The organism is Ensifer sp. 1H6 (assembly GCF_001976035.1).
Classification (GTDB): Bacteria; Pseudomonadota; Alphaproteobacteria; order Rhizobiales; family Rhizobiaceae; genus Ensifer; species Ensifer canadensis.
On the sequence record NZ_MOAI01000038.1, the window covers coordinates 12,988 to 32,219 of the forward strand.

The following is a 19,232-nucleotide window of genomic DNA, read 5'->3' on the forward strand; positions in this document are numbered from 1 at the left end:
TTTGCGCGGCGTTGCGACTACAGCGCCGCGCGTCTTATTAGACGTGCAAAGGTCGCTGTAGCCCTTTGAGTGGCTGCATGTTTTCATCCTTAAATCGAATAGGATTTAAGGAAACAGGCAGTAGGACGATCTGTTTCGACTGCGTCAGAGCCGCAGGTTGCGGGCGGCGATGCGCCCCTTTTCGTCTTTCCAGATCTCGAAGCGGAAAGTCTGCCCGGGAAAGATCGATTTGATGCCTGACCTATAGAGCGCCCGCGCATCGACGTAGACTGCGCGACCACCGTCTTCCGGCTGAACGAAGCCGTAGCCGCGATTGAAGTCGAAACGCATGATCGTTCCTGTGATCATGTCAGCACATGGGCGTTCGAGGGATGTCGAGCGTGCGCGGCGCGCACACTTCAACGCTCGATATGGGGAAAGATGGCGGGTCGAGAGCCTCTGACGCCGCGAAAAGCCATAATGGCCAATGTCGATAAGATACTGTGAGCTTTAATTGCGTCTAACGCAAGGTCGCCACGAATTCGACCAGATGAGTTGCAATCGCGTTCCTGTTCGCGTCATGCGTCAATTGTCCGGGGGATCGTTCTTGTTCGTTGCTCATCTGCCGGCGGGCTACCTGCTCAGCCGTTTCATCGCGCGTGGTAGACCGACTCAATCCGGCGCGATCATTGCCACAGGGATTGTCTGTTCGGTGCTGCCGGATTGTGATCTCGCCTATTTCTATCTGGTCGACGGCCGGCGAACGGCGCACCATGACTATTGGACGCACACGCCGCTGTTCTGGCTGGCTGCCGCAGCAGCTCTGGCGCTGGCGTTGACGCTGAGTGGCAGGCGCAATCAGCTCATTCTCGTCAGCGTCGGGCTCGCGAACGTGCTGTTGCATCTGCTCCTGGACTCGGTCGCCGCCGATATTCGCTGGTTCCATCCGTTATCGGATCTTCGCGTGAACCTCGTGCACGTCCAGGCGCTCTACAAACCCTGGTATCTCAACTTCCTCTTCCACTGGACCTTCATGGCCGAGCTGCTGATCGTGGTTTCGGCCGCCGTCGCCGCCACGCTCGACTGGCGGCGATGGCGCGGCCGGGTGGCTGCACTGCCTGCGGTCAAATAACGGTTGGACCATAGCTCGCCAGCTCTGGGGACAACTGCCGGCTGATAGAGAAAATCACAGCCATTTCAACGTCCGGTGTAACCGGGCGTTGACGGATGTCGATCCTGTAGGCATCCTGCCGGCCAAAGAAGACAGGGCGGCGGAAAACGGCGCCGGGGCCGGTAAGCGGCCCGGATACAGGAACAGTTGCATTCGATGGGGTGCGGGTACGCCCGCTCCCGGGGTGCGGGTACGCCCGCTGCCTGTGCCGCTTTCAATACGCATTCGCAAGTCATTCAAGTCGATCGGTCAATGCTGTTCGGAGGGGACTGTGAAGAGACGTCTAGAGTTCTGCATGTCTGCTTGCCTGGTGCTTCTGCTCGGCTCCGCTGCCCCCGTGATGGCGGCGGATCTGGTGATCGCCATGCCCAACTGGCCGTCCGGCCAGGCGACGGCCAATATCCTCAAGGTCAGCATTGCCAAGAAATTCGGCCTTGATGCCGAGGTCAAGGAGCTCGGCACGCTCAACGCCTTCGTCGGCTTCGAGACCGGCGATGTCGATATCCAGCCGGAAGTCTGGCAGCCCAATTTCGGGGACATCGTCAAGAAATATGTGACAGACAAGGGTGTGGCAACGCTCAGCGCACGCAGCGTGCCCGCCTGGCAGGGGCTCTGTGCCACGCCGGAGGCGGCAGCGACGATCAAGACGATCGCCGACCTTAGCGACCCCGAGAAGACCAAGATCCTCGACACCGACGGCGACGGCAAGGGCGAGCTCTGGATCGGCGCGCCGACCTGGCTTTCGACCGGTATCGAGCGCACCCGGGCCAACAGCTATGGCTATGGCGCCAACCTGACGCTGTTCGAGGCGGAAGAAGAGGTGGCAATGGCAGGGGTTGACGCGGCGATCGCGACGGCGCGGCCGATGGTGTTTTACTGCTATGCTCCGCACCACGTCTTCGAGCTGCACAAGATTGCGCGCATCGAGGAGCCGCCGCACGATCCGGCCAAGTGGAAGATCGTCGGTGCGGATGACCCCTTGTGGATCAGCAAGTCGACGGCTGCGACCTCCTGGGACGCGGCGCATTTCCAGATCGCCTACGCCACCGGCTTCGGCAAGAAACATCCTGACATCGCCAAGTTCCTGGATCAGGTCGATTTCTCGCCGGAAGAAGTGACGAAGATGAGCTACGCGCTGGAGGTCGAGCGGCAGGCGCCGGCCGACTACGCGAAGAAATGGGTGGACGACAACACGGCACGCATCGACGGGTGGGCGAAACCATGACGACAACACCGGATCGAAACGCAGCCGATGCAGGACGCGCCAGGTTCATGACCCGGGCGCGCAAGCTCGGGCTGGTGATGCTGGCCGCAGGCGTTTGTCTCGGCCCCCTGGTGGCGCTGGCGCAGACCCAGATCTATGACGCCAGGACCAAGAAATGGGTCAACTACGACAAGAAGAAAGCGCGGCAATATTTTGCCCGCAACAATCAGCTGCCCGAGGCCTTTCGCCGGCAGGTGGTGCCGTTCCGCACGGCGGAAAAGCCGGGCACGATCATCATCGACGGCAACCAGCATTTTCTCTATCTGGTCCAGCCCGGCGGGCAGGCGATCCGCTACGGCATCGGTGTCGGCCGCGAGGGCTTCGGCTGGGCCGGCATCGTGCGCGTCGGGCGCACGGCGGAGTGGCCGACCTGGACGCCGCCGGCCGAAATGGTGGCGCGCGATCCGAACGCTGCGAAATGGGCGGCAGGCATGCCCGGCGGCCCGGACAACCCGCTCGGCGCCCGCGCGCTCTATCTCTATGAGGGCGACCAGGACACGATCTACCGCATCCACGGGACGGTGGAGCCCTGGACCATCGGGCTCGACGTGTCGTCCGGCTGCATCCGCATGAACAATGATGACGTCACCGACCTGCACTCACGCGTGGAGGTCGGGGCGAAGGTGATCGTGCTGATGCAGGGCGCGGCACTCTACAAGGGTGTTTGACGAGACAAACCGGCGGCAGCGAACCTGACGGCGTGTCGGGCAGGTGCGTCTCGCAGGCGTGATGAAACCGGACTGTTTAGGAAATTGCGTTGCGACAGGTGTCTGATCTCAGCCTGCCTTTGAGACAAGGGTAGGCCGGGCAGCAAGCCACAGGATCTGGAAGGGGAGGACTTTTTGTGATCGAGGGGACGATGCGTTCAAGGAACTTGTTTGTCGCGGCAGGCGTTGGCCTTGCCATTCTCGGCGGCTGCCAGTCGGCGCCCCCGAAGCCGGAGGAAATGGCGCGCACGAGCTTGCAGACGGCGCCGGCCGATCTGCAGCTGATCTGCGCCAATGCGGCGGCCGGCACCGCCAAGGTCGATAGCAGCAAGGTTCTGCCCACAAGCTCGCGCCAGCTGGACGCGACATCCTACAGCGTCGATCTCGACGCCGGCGGACGAAAGTTCAACTGCATCGTCGACACCAGCGGCAGCGTGAAGTCGGTCCAGCCGGCCGCCTGACGCACGGCGCGTGAGGACGGATCAATGCTTCCGGCCTTATGTTGCCTCCTATCGACGACCCGAAACCGCCCGCGCGGTTTCGGGTCGCGATCGTTCGGCGCAACGCGCCGGCGGCCCGCAATATAGGGCGCAATGGTTCTTGGTCGCGCCTCGAATTTCCGCATGACTTCTCCTGGAGGTGGCGCCAGCTCAAGGCGGTGCAGCGCGCGCAACCATCAATCCGCTTGATGTGACAAAGGGGGCGATGCCCCAACGCGCCGCCACGTCGCATTTCCGTTAGCGATTGACCGTATGCGGCAGTGGAGAACGCCCTTTCCATGCGAAAACATGCGCTTGCGGATGGAGGCCATGCGACATGACGACGATACCGACGCTGATCGGCTTTCTGGCGATCGTGACCTGGTCGTTCCTTGCGCTTCTTTCCACCGCTGCCGGGCCGATCCCGCCGTTTCAGCTGGCCGCGATGACGTTTCTGCTTGGCGGGCTTGTCGGAGCCTCGAGCTGGGTCTTTCGTCCGGCCGCAATCAAGTCGCTGCGCCAGCCATGGCAGGTCTGGGCGCTCGGCACTGCCGGGCTCTGCATCTACCACTGCGCCTATTTCTTCGCGATCCAGTCGGCGCCGCCGGTCGAGGTGAGCCTGATCGCCTATCTGTGGCCGTTGCTGATCGTGGTGTTTGCGGCATTCCTGCCGGGCGAGAGGCTGCAGTTGCACCACATTCTCGGCGTGATCCTCGGTCTCGCCGGCGCCATTCTGGTGATTACCAAGGGCGGCAGCGTCGGGCTGGCCGAGGGCGTGAAGCCTGGCCATCTGATCGCCCTGTTCTGCGCCTTCGTCTGGTCCGGCTATTCCGTACTGTCGCGCCGGTTCGGCCAGGTGCCAACCGATGTGGTGGCGGGTTATTGCCTGATCACCGCAGTCGTTGCGCTTGCGCTGCATCTGACACTGGAAACCACCGTCTGGCCGGAAACGTCGGTGCAATGGGCCGCGATCGCCATTCTGGGCGCTATACCGCTCGGAGCGGGTTTCTACGCCTGGGACTATGGCTGCAAGCACGGCGACATCATGATCCTCGGCGCTCTTTCTTATGCCGCGCCGCTGCTCTCGGTCATCGTCCTGCTGCTGGCAGGGTTTGGCATGTTCCATTGGTCGATCGCGGTCGCCTGCGTCATGATCACGGTCGGGGCGATGCTTGCCGCCAAGGATATGCTTTTCAAGCCACGGCGGACGGCACGTCAGGCAAAACCGAAATTCGAGCGCGGACGCTAACCCGGTGAGCTTTCAGCAAGACTGAGGGTCGGCCTGCGGCGATCATTGCCTGTACGGTGCGGCGGCCATCGGGCCCACCTGAGCTTTAGCCTATCGGGAGACGTTCGTGGCCGGACTGGTCGGCGCGGCCATGTAACGCAACCAGCCAGCCTGGGGACGGTTGCGAGCCATGACTGTTACCTCCGCGATACTCTTTCTGGTTGAGGTTTCCGTGGAATTTGACTGGTTATCCGTTTGTGCGTTGCAGTATTTTTCTGTTGCGTTGCAAGATTGTGTTTCTGAATTGACGTTGATCAATAAAGTATATTTTCCTGAAAAGCTTTCCATTGGAACAAAATTATGCTCTCATAGGTTTAGTGGGAAGGAGGATGTACCATGCCAAACATTCTGGAGCACTTTGCACTTTTCGATGCGCTGATCATCGGCGCGATCTGCACGCTTCTGATCCTGAGTTACTTTAGTCGCGAAGCCTGAGATAAGGTTTTGGCTTGAACTGTTCGCGTCGTTAGAGCGGGTCGCCGGCCTTTGCTTTCTGGTGCTGATCCGCCCGTGCCCCTACAGCGCCGCGCGTTTTATTTAGACGCGCAAACGTCGCTGTCGCACTTTGAATGGCCGCAAGTTTTTATCCTTAAATCGAATAGGATTTAAGGAAACAGGCAGTAGCCGCGCAAAGCGGCAGTTGCTGCGGGCGGTACAGTCCTCCTGAACGCGTGGTCCTTTCATTTTTCGATCGATGGTGCTGACCGACGCGCGGAGTGTCCGTCTGCGTGCGCAGGAGGGAAGCAGCCCGCTTCGAGGCGTTGCGTGGTCAGCCGTGGCCGTCACATGCAGCCAGCGGGTCGGCTGGTTGTCGTAGCCGCCGCCGTCCGCTTCTTCGATGTGGATGTTCGACCATCCGGCCCATTCGAAACAGGTCCGGAGCCAGGCTGCCGAGGGATAGTTGAAGTAACGGCCGAAGCGGTCGTGGCCTTCCCGTTCGCCCGCCTTGAAACTCGCCTGCAGCAGGCCGCCCGGCCGCAAGGCCCTGTGCACCCGCACCAGCACGTCAGGCAATTCGGTGCGCGGCACGTGCAACAGCGAGGCTTCCGCCCAGATGGCGTCGAACCTCTGGCTCCACTCGATGTCCTGAAAGGTGACGATCTCGACCTTGCGGCCGATCCGCCGCTCTGCCGCGCGCGCCAGTTCCGCAGATCCGTCGCAGGGCGTGACTTCGAGCCCTGCCTCGATCAGATGCAGGCTGTCGTGGCCGCCACCGCAGCCGAGATCGAGCACAGCGGCACCGGGCGAAAGCCGGGCGATGAAGGCGGCGAGACGATCCGTCGGCGGTTGACGGTCGCGTGCCGCATAAGTCTCGGCGTTGTCGCGGTAGAAGGCCATGGTATCGTCGCGTGTGCTCGTCACTTGGTATTCCTCTTACTGCATGTTTCCTTAAATCCTATTCGATTTAAGGATAAAAACATGTGGCAATTCAAAGTGCTACAGCGACCTTTGCGCATCTAATAAGACGCGCGGCGCTGTAGGCTGCCTCGACCTGTCGATCAGCGAAGACTCCGTCGATCCTTCCCGTGTTAACATGATGGAACTGTGGGAATCCGAAGCCGCCCTCAGGGCTTGGAGAAAAATAGCGAAGCCGCCCAAAACCGATGTGAAATTCGATGCAGGGAATGTGCGCAAACATGAGATCAGCCATTCGGGGCCGCCGTTTTGACAGTGCAGCGACGCTGCAGGCTGATTGAAATCGAGGAAAGCCAAGATGATGAAACTCTATGGATTGGGTCCGACACGTTCGCTTCGTGCCCTTTGGGCGCTTCAGGAGCTTGATGCGGACTTCGAGTTCGTGCCGGTCAACCTGCTGGGCGGCGAAAACCGTCACCCCGATTTTCTGCGCCTCAACCCCGCCGGAAAGGTTCCGGTACTGGTCGACGGAGACCTGGTGCTGACGGAATCCGCCGCGATCGTGTTCTATCTGGCCGAGAAATACGCCGACAAGGGGCTGATGCCCACCGACTTGAACGAGCGGGCGCAGGCCTATCGCTGGACGCTGTTTGCCGTCACCGAGCTGGAGCAGCCGCTATGGCGGATCGCCAAGCACACATTCCTATACCCCGAAGACAAGCGTCTGCCCGAGGACATTGCGCTTGCCAAGGAGGAGTTTGTGGCGATGGCTGAGGTGCTCGAGCGTCACATGGACGGGCGTACGTTCGTCATCGGCGACCGCATCAGCATCGCCGATTGCGTCACCGTCTATGTCATCGACTGGGGCAATGAGGTCGGGCTGATCGACGGGTTCCCCAATCTCAAGGCCTATCTCGAGCGAATGTATGCGCGCGCCAAGGCGCCGCCGCGGATCGCCGACGCTCTTGCAAGCCTCGAGGCTGCGGGCTGATTGCTGCATAATCCCTTAAATCGGATTCGATTTAAGGATGAAATTATGCAGCAAGTTTAAAGCGTTACAGCGTTCTTTGCGCGTCATATTTGACGGGCGGCGCTGTAGCGGTGTTCGCAGGGCAGGAGGCCCGGACCCGAAGGCCCGGACCTCATGACCCGGCGCTATTTGCTGCCGGAAGCGGACAGCTTGTTCATCACGTCGTCGAGGTTGAAGCTTGCCGGCGTCTGGCGGATCGGGAACTCCTGGAAGCTCGACAGCCAATTCGCCACGATCGCCTGCGACGGCACCACCACGAAGGCTCGGGCGAAGTACCAGGATTCGTATTCGATCGACTCGTCGCCGCGCTCGAATGGATCGGCCCTCAGGTTGAACAGCTTGGGCACGCGGAGCGTGGTGAACTCGTCGCGCCAGACGCCGATGCCGGTGCTTTCCTGTGCCTTGAACACGACCTTCCAGTCCTGGAAGCGCACGGCGACCAGTTCGCCGTCGTCGTTCCAATAGAGGAATTCGCGCCGCGGCCCGTCCTTCACCTCGCCGCGGAAGAAGGGCATGAGGTTGTTGCCGTCGAGATGCACCTTGAAGGTCTTGGTACCCGCCTCGTAGCCGGCCTTGCATTTGGCGACGATATCCGGCTCTCCCGCGGCCGCGCAGAAGGTCGGGATGAAATCGTAGTGCGAGAACATGTCGTTGTAGACGGTGTTCGGCTTGATCACACCAGGCCAGCGGATGCAGGTCGGCACGCGGTAGCCGCCTTCCCAATTGGTCGCCTTTTCGCCGCGGAACGGGGTGTTGCCGCCATCCGGCCAGGTCATCACTTCGGCGCCGTTGTCGGTGGTGTAGATGACGATGGTGTTTTCGACGAGGCCGAGATCGTCGAGCTTCTTCAGGAGTTCGCCGACCATGCCATCATGTTCGACCATGCCATCGGCATAGACGCCCTTGCCGGTCTTGCCTGCGGACTCGGGTTTCAGGTGGGTGTTAACGTGCATGCGCGTGGAGTTGAAGTAGCAGAACCACGGTTTCTGGGCATTGTTCTGCCGATCGATGAAATCGAGCGCTGCGACCAGAAACTCGCCGTCGACCGTTTCCATGCGTTTCTTCGTCAGGGGACCGGTGTCTTCGATCCGGCCATCGGCATAGGAGTGGATGACGCCGCGCGGGCCGAAGCGTTTGCGGAACTCGGGGCTCTTCGGATAGTCGGGGTTCTCAGGCTCTTCCTCGGCGTTGAGATGGTAGAGGTTGCCGAAGAATTCGTCAAAGCCATGATTGGTCGGCAGGAATTCGTCCTTGTCGCCCAGGTGGTTCTTGCCGAACTGGCCGGTCGAATATCCTTGCGCCTTAAGGAATTCGGCGACCGTCGGGTCCTCCGGCTGCAGGCCGACATCGGCGCCGGGCAGGCCGACCTTGGTGAGGCCGGTGCGGATCGGCGACTGGCCGGTGATGAAGGCGGCGCGGCCGGCGGTGCAGCTCTGCTCGCCATACCAGTCGGTGAAGACAGCGCCTTCATTGCCGATGCGGTCGATATTGGGCGTGCGGTAACCCATCATGCCGCGGTTGTAGATGCTCGGGTTGAACCAGCCGATATCGTCGCCCATGATCATGAGGATGTTCGGTTTGGCGCCTGCGGCGGCGGGTTGGGCGGATTGCTGCGCGACGGCCGGCGTCGCCCCACCTGACGTGGTCAGCGCCGCTGCCGCAAGCGCACTGCCGGCAAGCAGAAGATTGCGCCGGCTGACGCCAAGGGGATGTCCGTTCTGCTGCTGATCGTCGTCGGGATGCGTGCTCATGGCGTCTTTACTCCACGTCGTTGAAGGGTCGGAAATGCTGCCTGGGTCTGCAATCGGTGGACGAACGGAAGTCTGCGCCCCGTGCGTGAGGCGGACAAGGATGTAACAGTAACATCAGGGCTACGAAGGCCAGTCTCGTTCGGTGGAACGGTGGGTTACGCTCCGTCACTCAATTGACGTCAAGTGAGATGGCGTGAGGCAGAAATTGAAGCCGATTTAGGTCAATAACATTGACATAAATTAGCCGCCGTGATCCTGTCGAAGCACAATGAGAATGATTGCGGGACGAAGCCTGGAGGCGCTGCCCCGCTCCAATAATCCTTGAGGAAACGACCCAATGCTCGACTGGGACCATATATTCGCGACGCGCGCCAGCAGGATGCGCGCCTCGGAAATCCGCGAACTGTTGAAACTGCTCGACCGCCCCGACATCATCTCGTTTGCCGGTGGCATTCCCGATCCCGAGCTGTTTCCGGATGTGGAGTTCAAGGACGCATATGCGGAGATCTTCTCCGGCCCCGCCGTCAGCGCTGCGCTGCAGTATTCCGTCAGCGAAGGCTACAAGCCGCTGCGTGAATGGCTCGCCAAGCAGATGGAAAAGATCGGCATTCCAGCCGGTGTCGACAACATTTTCATCACCTCGGGTTCGCAGCAGGGCCTCGACTATATCGGCAAGCTGTTCCTGTCGCCCAACGACACGGCGCTCGTGACCTGGCCGACGTATCTCGGCGCGCTGCAGGCGTTCAACGCCTATGAGCCGCATTATGACCAGCTGAACCCGGGCGGCAACCGCACGCCTGCGGCCTATGCCGAGGCCGCGAAAGCCGCCGGCGGCCGCGTCAAGTTCGCCTATCTCTCGGCCGACTTCTCCAACCCGACGGGCGAGACGGTGGACCGGGCAGGGCGCGAACGGGTGCTCGACCTTGCCGAAGAGCTCGACATTGCCGTTATCGAAGACGCCGCCTACCAGTCGCTGCGCTACGACGGCGAGGCGATCCCGCCGATCCTGGCGTTGGAAATCGCCCGCAAGGGCGACATCAACCACACCCGCACCGTCTATTGCGGTTCGTTCTCCAAGACGCTGGCGCCGGGTCTGCGCGTCGGCTGGGTCTGCGCCTCGGAAACGGTGATCCGCAAGCTCGTTCTCTTGAAGCAGGCGGCCGACCTGCATTCCTCGACCATCAACCAGATGGCGATCTGCACGGTTGCCGAGCGTGGTTTCGACGCGCAGGTCGCCAAGATCCACAGGGTCTACAAGCACCGCCGCAGCGCCATGCTGGCAGCCCTTGAAAAGTACATGCCCGATGGCGTGACCTGGACCAAGCCGGAAGGCGGCATGTTCGTCTGGGTGACGCTGCCCAAGGGCATGGACGGAACGGCGCTTCTGGCGAAATCGCTGGAGACGGCCAAGGTCGCCTTCGTGCCCGGCCGCGCCTTCTTTGCCGACGGTTCGGGCGAGAACACGCTGCGCGTTTCCTTCTCCTGCGCCAACGACAAGATGATCGAAGAGGGCATCCGCCGTCTCAGCGATCTCGTGCGCGGCGAAGCCGCGGCACTGGCGGCCTGACGGTAGCCACCCGGTTTCTCCTAGAGAGGCGCGTCCGCGGAAACGGGCGCGCCTTTTTTGATTTGATGGGAAGAGCCCCTCACTCTTCCTCATCCTCGCCCTTGTGACGGGGATCCAGCGATCCGACGTCTGTCGGATCGAAAGACCTTTCCGTCCAAGGACTTGGACTGACTGGACTCCTGTGACAAGCACAGGAGTGAGGGTTCCTCGCTAGGCCGTCCCAGCGATCTGTCGAGGACAATGCATGGCTTGTCAGCAATCCCGCCTGAATTTGCTGAGCTTTGTGGTGTCTCTTCCGCTTTGAGCGGAGCGGAAACGGCCGGGCTGGTGACGGCACAGGAATGCTGTTTAGCGGGACACGCTTTGGCTGGCCGCGATTGGCCCCGCCCGCCCTGAATCTGTCGTTACGCCGCCATCGTAACTGTTACGTTCTTCTGTCATCTCCATCGATGTGATCTTGTGATCGAGCATTCCAGGAGCGGACGATGCCACGATACACTATTCTAGCTACTGGCCTGACTGCGGGCCTTCTCGCCCTTTCGACGATGACCTCAACCACTGTCGCTGCCGACGCGCGCGATCTGGCGCGCGCGCCCTACACCAAGGGATATCTGTCGCCGGACAGCGTCACCGCGCTGCAGAAAGAGTTGATCTTCCAGCGGGCGGTGCAGACCTATCTCTGGGCGCTGCCGGCGCTCAACATGTACGGCATGAAGGAAGGCTCGGAGGCCAAATTCGGCAAAGGCTACAATGTCCTGCCGATCTTCAAGAAGCGGCTTGATGCCAAGACGCTGATCACCACGCCCAATTCCGATGTGATCTATGGGCTCGGCTATCTCGACCTCAAGCAAGACGGGCCGATGGTGATCGAGGTTCCGCCCGGACTTCAGGGGATCCTCGACGATTTCTTCCAGCGGCCGATCCCGTCTGAAGGCGAGATCGGCGGACGCAAATGGGCGGGTGATGTCGGGCTGCCCGGACCGGACCAGGGCAAGGGCGGAAAGTATCTGATCCTGCCGCCGGACTATGAGGGCGGAATTCCCGACGGCTACTTCACCTATCGCTCCGGAACCTATGGCGTCTTCGTCTTCTGGCGCGGCTTCTTCAAGGACCCGAAGCAACTGGAAGAGCCGGTGAAGGTGATGGAACAGACCCGCATCTATCCGCTCGGCAAGGAGGCGACGGCGAAGAAGATGGAGTTCCCCGATGCCTCAGGCGTGGCGGTCAACATGCTCTATCCGCAGGATGGCGCGGCCTTCGACATGCTGGCGCGCTTCGTCGAGCACGAATATGTCGACCCCAAGGATTTCGAGATGCGCGGCATGGCCGCCGATCTCGGCATCATCAAGGGGCAGGCGTTTGCGCCCGACGAAGAGATGCGCAAGCTGCTCGACGATGCGGCCAAGACCGCCTCGCGCATGGCGCATGGCCTAGGCTATGGGCCGACCTCGTTGAGATATTACGAGGACCGACAGTGGCTGAACCCGTTTTCGACCAATGCCGATTTCACCGCCGACAGCTACAACCAGCTTGATGCCCGCTCCAGCTTCTTCACCTATGCCTATTCGACCAGCCCGGGCATGGCGATCAACATGGAGAATGTCGGCGCCAAATATCCCAATGCCTTCAGGGACGCCGACGGCGACTATCTCTCGGGCGACGTGAACTACAAGCTGACCCTGCCCAAGGATATCCCGGCCAAGATCTTCTGGTCGGTGACGGTCTACGATCCGGTCACCGGATCGGGCCTTGACAACGGCCAGCCGTTCCCCTCGCTCAACACCATGGACAAGCCGGTCCAGAATGCCGACGGCTCGACCGATATCTATTTCGGGCCGAAGTCGCCGGGTGAGGGGAAGAACTGGATCGCCACGATTCCCGACCAGGGCTTCTTCACGATCCTGCGCCTCTACGGCCCGACCAAGGCCTTCTTCGACAAGAGCTGGAAGCCCGGCGATCTGGAGAAGGTCAAGTAATCCACGGTCTGCCAATCGGCGCCCGTCGCTTCATTTCCCTGGGAATTTCTTATGGTCACCACCACAACCCATCGCCCGATCCTGGCCGTGACCGCGATTGCCGCGATCCTTGCTGTTCGCCAAGCAGCGGCAGAACCGGTACGGATCTCGCCCGCCTGGGCCACCTCCATGCCCGCCGGCCCGGTTTCAGGCACGCGGATCACCGCCGACTATGCAAAGCTCGTCGTCAGCGATGCCTATTTCTGGGCATGGCCGATGGTCAACATGTTCAATCGGCGGCTGGCCTTTTCCAAGATTCCGCAGCGGATCTATTCCGGTGCCGCCCCGATGGCGCCGATCAACAGCCTGACGATGCTGACGGACTATATCGAGCCGGATGAGCGGCTGGTGGCCTGCCCGAACCAGGACGTGGTCTATGGCGCAGGGCTGCTGGGGCTCGACCAATCGCCGGTTGTCATTCAGGTCCCAGACTTCAAGGATCGCTTCTGGGTCTATCAGGTCGTCGACCTCAGGACCGACAGCTTTGCCCAACTCGGCAAGATGTATGGCACGCAGCCGGGATTCTACCTGCTCGTCGGGCCGAACTGGCAGGGGGAGGTTCCCAAGGGCATCACCAAGGTTTTCCGCGCCTCGACCAACACCGCCAACGTCATTCCGCGCGTCTTCCAGGACGATACGCCTGAGGACAAGGCAGCCATCCAGGAGGTGCTGAAGGGCATCACGCTCTATCCGTTGTCGGAATTCGACGGCACGATGAAGTCGGTCGACTGGAGCACGGTCAAGAAGGTGCCGGCCTCCGGTGACGGATCGGCGGAAACGCAATGGGTGGTGCCGGAGAAATTCATCGACGAGTTGCCGCTGGTTCTCGCCGATGCGCCGCCCTTGCCGGGCGAAGAGGCGCGCTACGCCCAGGTGCTTGCGGTCGCTGAAGCGGCCAAGGCCGACCCGGCTATTCGCAAAGCGGTGGACGAGGCGGCTGTGGAGGCAGAGGAGCGGCTGGTCAAGCCGCTGTTCCAGTTCCGCAACTACGGCCTGCCCTTGACGCACAATTGGACGACGACGTCGAACAACGCGGCGTTCGGCACGGACTATTACACCCGTACGGCCGTCGCCAAGTCGAACATCTTCGTCAACGCGCCATCCGAGACCAAGTATTTCTACCAGGATCTCGATCAGGCGAGCGCACGCCTGAACGGCAAGAACAGCTACACCGTGACCTTTGCCAAGGGCGAAGCACCTGCGGTCAATGGATTCTGGTCGTTGACGCTCTACAACGAGCACCACTTCTTCGAGCCGAACGATATCAAGCGCTATTCTCTCGGCACCAAGAACAAGTCACTGAAATACAATGCCGATGGATCATTGACGATCTACGTCCAGTCCGAGCCGCCGAAGGAGGACCTTCGCGACAACTGGCTGCCGGCGCCGGAGGACGGGGATTTCTCGCTCTACATCCGCGCCTACTGGCCAAAGCCGACGGTTGTCGACGGCACATGGACGCCGCCGGCGGTCGACAAGGCGGGATAGAGCCTTTCCAGGAAAAGTGCGAAGCGGTTTTCCGTCGGGAAATGCGCAAAAACAAACAGATAGAGCGTTTCGGCGACGCCGTTTGGTCCGAACGCTCTAGAGGCGCTGTCGCTCTTGGTAGCGCGTTCAGAACGCGTTGCAGAAGGGCGGCATGTCGGCTACAACGGGCGAAATGGTCGGGCGCTGTCCGGCCACGTAAGCGTTAACGTCACTCAACGCGTATGATCGAACGGCTCTCATGTTTCGATCTGCGCGACTGTGTCCTGCGGATCGAGATTTGCGAGCCCCCAGAGGATACAGATGGACAACAGCCAACCCTCTTTCCACAGTGCTTCCACCCCAAGGATCGAGCGTGTGCGTCACGATCTCAAGCGACGCACGCTCACTGTTACCGATGTCGAGCGGATCACGCCCGGCATGCTGCGCATCACGCTCTCTGGCGATGACCTTGCCGATTTCGTCAGCCTTGGCGCCGATGATCACGTCAAGATCCTGGTGCCTTCAGCCGAGGGCACGGAGGAGCGGCGGGACTATACGCCGCGCCGCTACGATGCCGCCGCCCGCACGCTGGTGCTTGATTTCGCGCTGCACGAGGCCGGGCCGATCACGGAGTGGGCAATGAACGCGCGCCCGGGCGATGGCTTGAGCGTCGGCGGCCCACGCGGCTCGGCGGTTATTTCCAACGTCGAGCGCTGGCTGCTGATCGGCGACGAGACAGCGCTGCCGGCGATCGGTCGGCGGATCGAGGAGGCCACTGCCGGCGCCCGTATCACCAGCATTGCCGCCGTCGCTGACGCTGCCGAGCAACAGGCGTTCGAGACGAAGGCCGACCTGACGTGCCACTGGGTCTATCGCCCCTTGCATCAGGCGACCGACGCCTCGGCGCTTCTCGCCATCCTTAGCTCTGTCGTCATCGAGCCCAACACTTTCGTCTGGGTCGCGGCCGAAGCCTCGGTGACGCGGGCGATCCGCGCGCATCTCACCGAGGAACGTGGCTATCCGCTCTCCTGGATCAAGGCATCGGGATATTGGGTCAAGGGCAAGGCGGATAGCACGGAGAAGTTTGAGTAACCGCCACGGGGCGGGCCGTTCGCTTGAAGCGCGCCGCGAGCTCCGGGGTGTGCTTGCCGCGCTTTAAGTTCCGGGTTTTTCACATGTCGTCATTGCAAAACCGCAGCGCATTTTTGCGCGACATGCATTCGGGAAAGCTGGGTCAGGCGGCGCTGGCGAGCTTGAGGCGAAGCGCATCGAAATCGTGCACAAACCAGAGCGCATTGCCCTTGTTGGTTTCGCGAACGAAGTCGCCAAGCGCCTTGCTGCTTTCAAGCGCCCCAGAGATATCGCCGACGATGGCGCATTTCATGCGGTAGTTCACGAACTTCTGGAAGACCTCGCCGGCGACGCGCGTGCTGAGGTTGAGGAAATCCGGGCCGAGGCGCGTGACCGGGATCGCGAGCATATCGGCACTATGGGCCCAGGCATCGCCAAGAAAATCATTGGCGTCGCCTGCGACCCGCAGCAGGCCGCCTTCGTCTGCGCATCTGAGAACACGCGTATTTCCGATTTCGACGAGCTGTTCCATGGCGAAGGGCATAGCGAGGAAAGACGGAGGTTGCAAGATTATGCCTTACACGTAGTCGCCGGCGACCGACCGTTGATCGGGTCGGCGCCGGCGCCGGCCTCCTCAGCGGCGGCGATGGATCAATTGCGCCAGCAGCGTCAGGATAGCAAAGGCCAGGATGACGATGACGCCGGGATAGAGCATGGCGAGTTGCGTGCCGGGCATGATCGCGGCGGTGACGACGGCAAGTCCGCAGGCGCGCCGACCTGCAGCGAGCTGTTGAGCAGTCCGGCGGCCAGCCCCTGTTCCTCGTCTGCGACACCACTGGTCCCGACGACCATCAGCGCCGAGATGCTGAGCGCAAAGCCAATGCCCCAGAGCAGCGATGCCGGCAGCAATACGGTCCACAGGTCAGGCGTCGGGCCGATCCGCAGCATCAGGAGATAGCAGGGCACGAAGGCCACAAGTCCAACCATCAACACGCGACGGACGCCGAAACGGTTCATCAATGCCCCCAGTTTCGGCCCGAGGATGACCACCATGAGACCGGCCGGCAGGAGCATCAAAGCCATATGTATCGGTTTCCAACCCTGGAGGTTCTGCAGATAGAGAGCGATCAGGAATTGAAAGCCCATCGCGCCGCCATAGAGCAGGGCGGCGCTGACATTGGCGGCTACTAGGCCGCGGTTGCGAAAGATGCCGAGCCGGATCAGCGGCTGCTCGACATGGTGCTCGATCAGCAGGAAAGTGATGAGCAGCAGGGCGGAGAGCGCAAGGCCACCGGTCGTGCGCAGCGAGGTCCAGCCGGCATCGGCCGTCGAGGCGACGGTGAAGACGAGCAGCAGCATGCCGGCGACGAGGGTGACCGCGCCGCCGACATCCGGCCGCAGGCGCTCGGCGCGCGGCGCATCCGGCGGCAGGAAGCGCAAAGCAGCCAGCATCAACAGCACCGCGATCGGCGCCGGCAGCACGAAGATGTAGCGCCAGTCCAGCCCGGCGAGCAGCCCGCCGACGAGCAGGCCGGAGGAGTAGCCCGAAGCCTCGAAGAGGTTGAAGATGCCGAAAGCCTTGTTGCGGTGGGGGCCTTCCGGGAAGGTCGTGGTCAGCAACGACATGGCCGCCGGTCCGGTGAAACCTGCGGTCATGCCCTTGATGAAGCGCGAAACGATCAAAAGGATCGGGTCGTTGGTGACCATGCCGAACAGCGACACCACGGCAAAGACACCGAGCCCGACGACCAACACACGCCTGCGGCCGAACAGATCCGCACAGCGCCCGCCCAGAAGCAGGAAGCCGCCGAAGGCGAGGATATAGGCGCTGACCAGCCATTGTGCGGTGGCTGCACTGATACCGAACTCATGCTGGATTTCGGGGATCGCTACGGCAATCATCGAGATATCGAGCCCGTCGAGCAGGATCACCCCGCTGAAGATGAAGAGCGCTACCCAAAGGCGCGCCGGCCAATGCAGCGCGTCGTTCTGACCGGGCGCAAGGGCAGCGCTATCTGCCCGCCCATCGCTCGGGGTCAAGCCAACTGACATATGTTCACTCCATGGAAATTTGGGCGCCGCGAGACGGAAATCTGCGGTCCCGATGGCTTCGATCATCAATGCTTTCGATCATCACCGATTGATCGCTCATTGAAAAACAAGTAGTTCTCGATGCATTGTTAAATGGAGCTTGAAGATCCATGAGCCGAATGCTGCCAGGAACCCGCGCGCTCAGAACCTTCGAGGCTGCCGGTCGCCATCTCAATTTCACCCGTGCGGCCGACGAAGTCGGGCTGACGCCGGCGGCGGTCAGCTACCAGATCAAGGAAATCGAGGATCAACTCGGCCTCGTGCTGTTCACCCGCACCAGCCGCAGCATCCAGCTGACGCCGGCCGGCGCCGTGGTGTTCGAGGCAGCGGTCCAGGCGCTCGAGACGCTGCAGCGGGCGGTCGGCCGTGCGCGCCGGATGGCGCGCGGCGCCCAGCAGTTGCGCGTGTCGCTCAGCCCGCGTTTTGCCACCAACTGGCTGTTGCCGCGGCTGTCGCAATTTCGTGCCGCCAACCCGACGATCGAGCTGACATTCGACATCAGCGACGAGGTCAGGGATTTCGACGCCGACGATGTCGATATCGCCATCCGCTTCGGCTCCGGCCGTTATGCGCAGACGCGGTCTGAGCGCCTGTTCGAGGCGGTGATCGCCCCGGTCTGCAGCCCGAAGCTGATCGCTGCCAGCGGACGGCCGAAGACGCCACGCGATCTCTTCGCTCAGACGCTTTGCCATGTCGAATGCTATACCGAAGGCATGCTGTGGCCGAACTGGCGCATGTGGATGGCGGCTGCCGGCATCGATGATTTCGACGACAGCCGATGCGTGGCCTTTACCGACACCAGCCATGTGGTCGAGGCCGTTATCGATGGTGGCGCTGTCGGCCTTGTCGATCTCGCGATGATCCGCAACGAACTTGCCGAGGGACGGCTGGTGCAGCTGTTCGACATCGGCGTCAGCGTCGCCGAGGACTATGCCTATCACCTCGTCTATCCCGAAAGCTCTGGCCAGGATCCGCGGGTTCTGGCGTTTTGCGACTGGATGCTGGGCGAGGTTGGCCAGGGAGCGAAACCGGCGGCAATTGCCTCCGTAGCAGCCGGCTGACGCTGCTGCCTCGACAGGTGCTTTCGCCCGGTTCTCCTCGTTGCGCCACCCGCAAAAGAAAAACGCCGCGTCTCGTCGAGAGGCGCGGCGTCTTGCTGCCGAGGTCGTTGTAGCGGTATTTGCGCAGGAAGCAGCTTGCGCGATCGAAGGGATCACGAGAGGAGGGCGGCAAGGCGCCACCCTCCCGCGGCTTCAATATTCCTGGCTGGTCGGCCGGAACAGGATCTCGTTGATGTCGACATCCTCCGGCTGGCTCATGGCGTAGACCACGGCGCGGGCAAAGCTGTCGGCGGGGATGGCGATACGCTCGTAGAGCGCGCGGACATTCTCGGCGACATCAGTCTCGGTGACGCTGTCGGGCAGTTCGGTCGCGACCGCCCCCGGCGAGATGATGGTGGTGCGGATATTGTAGGGTTTCACCTCCTGCCGCAGCCCCTCGGAAATCACGCGTACGGCGTGTTTGGTGGCGGCATAGACGGCACCGCCGGGGCCGACCTTGTGGCCGGCGACCGAGGAGACGTTGATGATGTGGCCGCTCTTCTGCTGCTTCATGTGAGGAAGTGCAGCACCGATGCCGTAGAGCACGCCCTTGAGGTTGACGTCGATGGTGCGGTCCCAATCCTCGACCTTGCAGCGCTCCAATGGCGAGTGCGGCATCAGCCCGGCATTGTTGAGCATGACGTCGATGCGGCCATGGAGCCGGACGGCGTGATCGACCAGGCGCTTGACCTCCTCGAACGACGTTACGTCGGTCTGAACGGCAGCTTGCTTGCCGAGCGATAGCTCGTCGGCAAGCGCCCGCAGCCGGTCGATGCGGCGCGCGCCCAGCACCAGCCTGGCGCCGTCACCGGCAAGCCGCCGCACCGTCGCTTCGCCAAGGCCGCTGCTGGCGCCGGTGATGACGACCACCTTGTCCTTGATATTCTCTGTCATTG

Annotated in this window: 16 protein-coding genes and 1 pseudogene; 11 read left to right on the plus strand and 6 right to left on the minus strand. The window is 61.8% G+C overall.

Translation table 11 applies throughout. The annotated features are described in order from the left end of the window. Positions 1–144: 144 nt before the first annotated feature. Positions 145–330: a cold shock domain-containing protein gene (locus BKP54_RS30265; RefSeq protein ID WP_057247483.1), complete on the minus strand. Its 186-nt coding sequence runs from the start codon at positions 328–330 to the stop codon at positions 145–147. Positions 331–586: 256 nt separating this feature from the next. Here BKP54_RS30265 and BKP54_RS30270 point away from each other — a divergent pair, with 256 nt between their 5' ends. The 5 genes from BKP54_RS30270 (at position 587) to BKP54_RS30295 (ending at position 4,849) form a co-directional block, all read left to right on the plus strand. After that, positions 587–1,111 carry a metal-dependent hydrolase gene (locus BKP54_RS30270; RefSeq protein WP_084815346.1) on the plus strand — a complete coding sequence of 175 codons (525 nt, stop codon included), beginning with the start codon at positions 587–589 and terminating at the stop codon, positions 1,109–1,111. 310 nt (positions 1,112–1,421) lie between these two features. Further along, positions 1,422–2,375 carry a glycine betaine ABC transporter substrate-binding protein gene (locus tag BKP54_RS30275; protein WP_025427567.1) on the plus strand — a complete coding sequence of 318 codons (954 nt, stop codon included), beginning with the start codon at positions 1,422–1,424 and terminating at the stop codon, positions 2,373–2,375. A gap of 77 nt (positions 2,376–2,452) precedes the next feature. Next, complete coding sequence (locus tag BKP54_RS30280; protein ID WP_225906323.1) at positions 2,453–3,082, plus strand: L,D-transpeptidase; 630 nt, start codon at positions 2,453–2,455, stop codon at positions 3,080–3,082. Positions 3,083–3,273: 191 nt separating this feature from the next. Beyond that, positions 3,274–3,582: a hypothetical protein gene (locus BKP54_RS30285; RefSeq protein ID WP_051509209.1), complete on the plus strand. Its 309-nt coding sequence runs from the start codon at positions 3,274–3,276 to the stop codon at positions 3,580–3,582. A gap of 355 nt (positions 3,583–3,937) precedes the next feature. Beyond that, entirely contained in the window at positions 3,938–4,849 is a 912-nt protein-coding gene (locus BKP54_RS30295; RefSeq protein WP_025427564.1) for an EamA family transporter, read from the plus strand. An 816-nt stretch (positions 4,850–5,665) separates the two neighbouring features. Here BKP54_RS30295 and BKP54_RS30300 read toward each other — a convergent pair. Next, positions 5,666–6,226 (minus strand): annotated as a pseudogene (locus tag BKP54_RS30300) (class I SAM-dependent methyltransferase); the annotation flags it as partial. A gap of 376 nt (positions 6,227–6,602) precedes the next feature. On the opposite strand from BKP54_RS30300, the gene BKP54_RS30310 reads away from it, so the two are divergent. Next, positions 6,603–7,235, plus strand: a complete 633-nt coding sequence (locus BKP54_RS30310) for a glutathione S-transferase family protein (protein WP_025427562.1) — start codon at positions 6,603–6,605, stop codon at positions 7,233–7,235. A 164-nt stretch (positions 7,236–7,399) separates the two neighbouring features. Here BKP54_RS30310 and BKP54_RS30315 read toward each other — a convergent pair whose 3' ends face one another. Next, on the minus strand, positions 7,400–9,025 hold the full coding sequence (locus BKP54_RS30315) for an arylsulfatase (protein ID WP_084815343.1): 1,626 nt from the start codon (positions 9,023–9,025) through the stop codon (positions 7,400–7,402). Between the two features lie 337 nt (positions 9,026–9,362). Between BKP54_RS30315 and BKP54_RS30320 the strand changes: the two genes are divergently transcribed. The 4 genes from BKP54_RS30320 to BKP54_RS30335 all read left to right on the plus strand — a co-directional run bounded on the left by BKP54_RS30320 (position 9,363) and on the right by BKP54_RS30335 (position 15,166). Continuing rightward, the gene (locus tag BKP54_RS30320; protein WP_057206203.1) at positions 9,363–10,592 is read left to right on the plus strand and encodes a PLP-dependent aminotransferase family protein; all 1,230 of its coding nucleotides are present in this window, start codon (positions 9,363–9,365) and stop codon (positions 10,590–10,592) included. Between the two features lie 485 nt (positions 10,593–11,077). Beyond that, on the plus strand, positions 11,078–12,568 hold the full coding sequence (locus BKP54_RS30325) for a DUF1254 domain-containing protein (RefSeq protein ID WP_038576223.1): 1,491 nt from the start codon (positions 11,078–11,080) through the stop codon (positions 12,566–12,568). A gap of 51 nt (positions 12,569–12,619) precedes the next feature. Continuing rightward, a complete protein-coding gene (locus BKP54_RS30330) occupies positions 12,620–14,095 on the plus strand; it encodes a DUF1254 domain-containing protein (RefSeq protein ID WP_025427558.1) in 1,476 nt (491 codons plus the stop codon). Between the two features lie 300 nt (positions 14,096–14,395). Further along, entirely contained in the window at positions 14,396–15,166 is a 771-nt protein-coding gene (locus BKP54_RS30335; RefSeq protein WP_025427557.1) for a siderophore-interacting protein, read from the plus strand. A 142-nt stretch (positions 15,167–15,308) separates the two neighbouring features. On the opposite strand, the gene BKP54_RS30340 is transcribed toward BKP54_RS30335, so the two are convergent. Then, positions 15,309–15,677 carry a DUF4180 domain-containing protein gene (locus BKP54_RS30340; RefSeq protein WP_025427556.1) on the minus strand — a complete coding sequence of 123 codons (369 nt, stop codon included), beginning with the start codon at positions 15,675–15,677 and terminating at the stop codon, positions 15,309–15,311. A gap of 137 nt (positions 15,678–15,814) precedes the next feature. Then, a complete protein-coding gene (locus BKP54_RS30345) occupies positions 15,815–17,197 on the minus strand; it encodes an MFS transporter (protein ID WP_198956887.1) in 1,383 nt (460 codons plus the stop codon). A gap of 149 nt (positions 17,198–17,346) precedes the next feature. Here BKP54_RS30345 and gcvA point away from each other — a divergent pair, with 149 nt between their 5' ends. Then, complete coding sequence (gene gcvA, locus BKP54_RS30350) at positions 17,347–18,297, plus strand: transcriptional regulator GcvA (RefSeq protein WP_025427554.1); 951 nt, start codon at positions 17,347–17,349, stop codon at positions 18,295–18,297. A 192-nt stretch (positions 18,298–18,489) separates the two neighbouring features. On the opposite strand, the gene BKP54_RS30355 is transcribed toward gcvA, so the two are convergent. Continuing rightward, on the minus strand, positions 18,490–19,230 hold the full coding sequence (locus BKP54_RS30355) for an SDR family oxidoreductase (RefSeq protein ID WP_025427553.1): 741 nt from the start codon (positions 19,228–19,230) through the stop codon (positions 18,490–18,492). Positions 19,231–19,232 lie beyond the last annotated feature (2 nt).

Coding starts and splice junctions, on each gene's coding strand:
- BKP54_RS30265 (WP_057247483.1), bottom strand. CDS start 330: ATGCGTTTCGACTTCAATCGCGGCTACGGCTTCGTTCAGCCGGAAGAC.
- BKP54_RS30280 (WP_225906323.1), top strand. CDS start 2,453: ATGCTGGCCGCAGGCGTTTGTCTCGGCCCCCTGGTGGCGCTGGCGCAG.
- BKP54_RS30285 (WP_051509209.1), top strand. CDS start 3,274: ATGCGTTCAAGGAACTTGTTTGTCGCGGCAGGCGTTGGCCTTGCCATT.
- BKP54_RS30295 (WP_025427564.1), top strand. CDS start 3,938: ATGACGACGATACCGACGCTGATCGGCTTTCTGGCGATCGTGACCTGG.
- BKP54_RS30310 (WP_025427562.1), top strand. CDS start 6,603: ATGATGAAACTCTATGGATTGGGTCCGACACGTTCGCTTCGTGCCCTT.
- BKP54_RS30315 (WP_084815343.1), bottom strand. CDS start 9,025: ATGAGCACGCATCCCGACGACGATCAGCAGCAGAACGGACATCCCCTT.
- BKP54_RS30320 (WP_057206203.1), top strand. CDS start 9,363: ATGCTCGACTGGGACCATATATTCGCGACGCGCGCCAGCAGGATGCGC.
- BKP54_RS30325 (WP_038576223.1), top strand. CDS start 11,078: ATGCCACGATACACTATTCTAGCTACTGGCCTGACTGCGGGCCTTCTC.
- BKP54_RS30330 (WP_025427558.1), top strand. CDS start 12,620: ATGGTCACCACCACAACCCATCGCCCGATCCTGGCCGTGACCGCGATT.
- BKP54_RS30335 (WP_025427557.1), top strand. CDS start 14,396: ATGGACAACAGCCAACCCTCTTTCCACAGTGCTTCCACCCCAAGGATC.
- BKP54_RS30340 (WP_025427556.1), bottom strand. CDS start 15,677: ATGGAACAGCTCGTCGAAATCGGAAATACGCGTGTTCTCAGATGCGCA.
- BKP54_RS30345 (WP_198956887.1), bottom strand. CDS start 17,197: ATGTCAGTTGGCTTGACCCCGAGCGATGGGCGGGCAGATAGCGCTGCC.
- gcvA (WP_025427554.1), top strand. CDS start 17,347: ATGAGCCGAATGCTGCCAGGAACCCGCGCGCTCAGAACCTTCGAGGCT.
- BKP54_RS30355 (WP_025427553.1), bottom strand. CDS start 19,230: ATGACAGAGAATATCAAGGACAAGGTGGTCGTCATCACCGGCGCCAGC.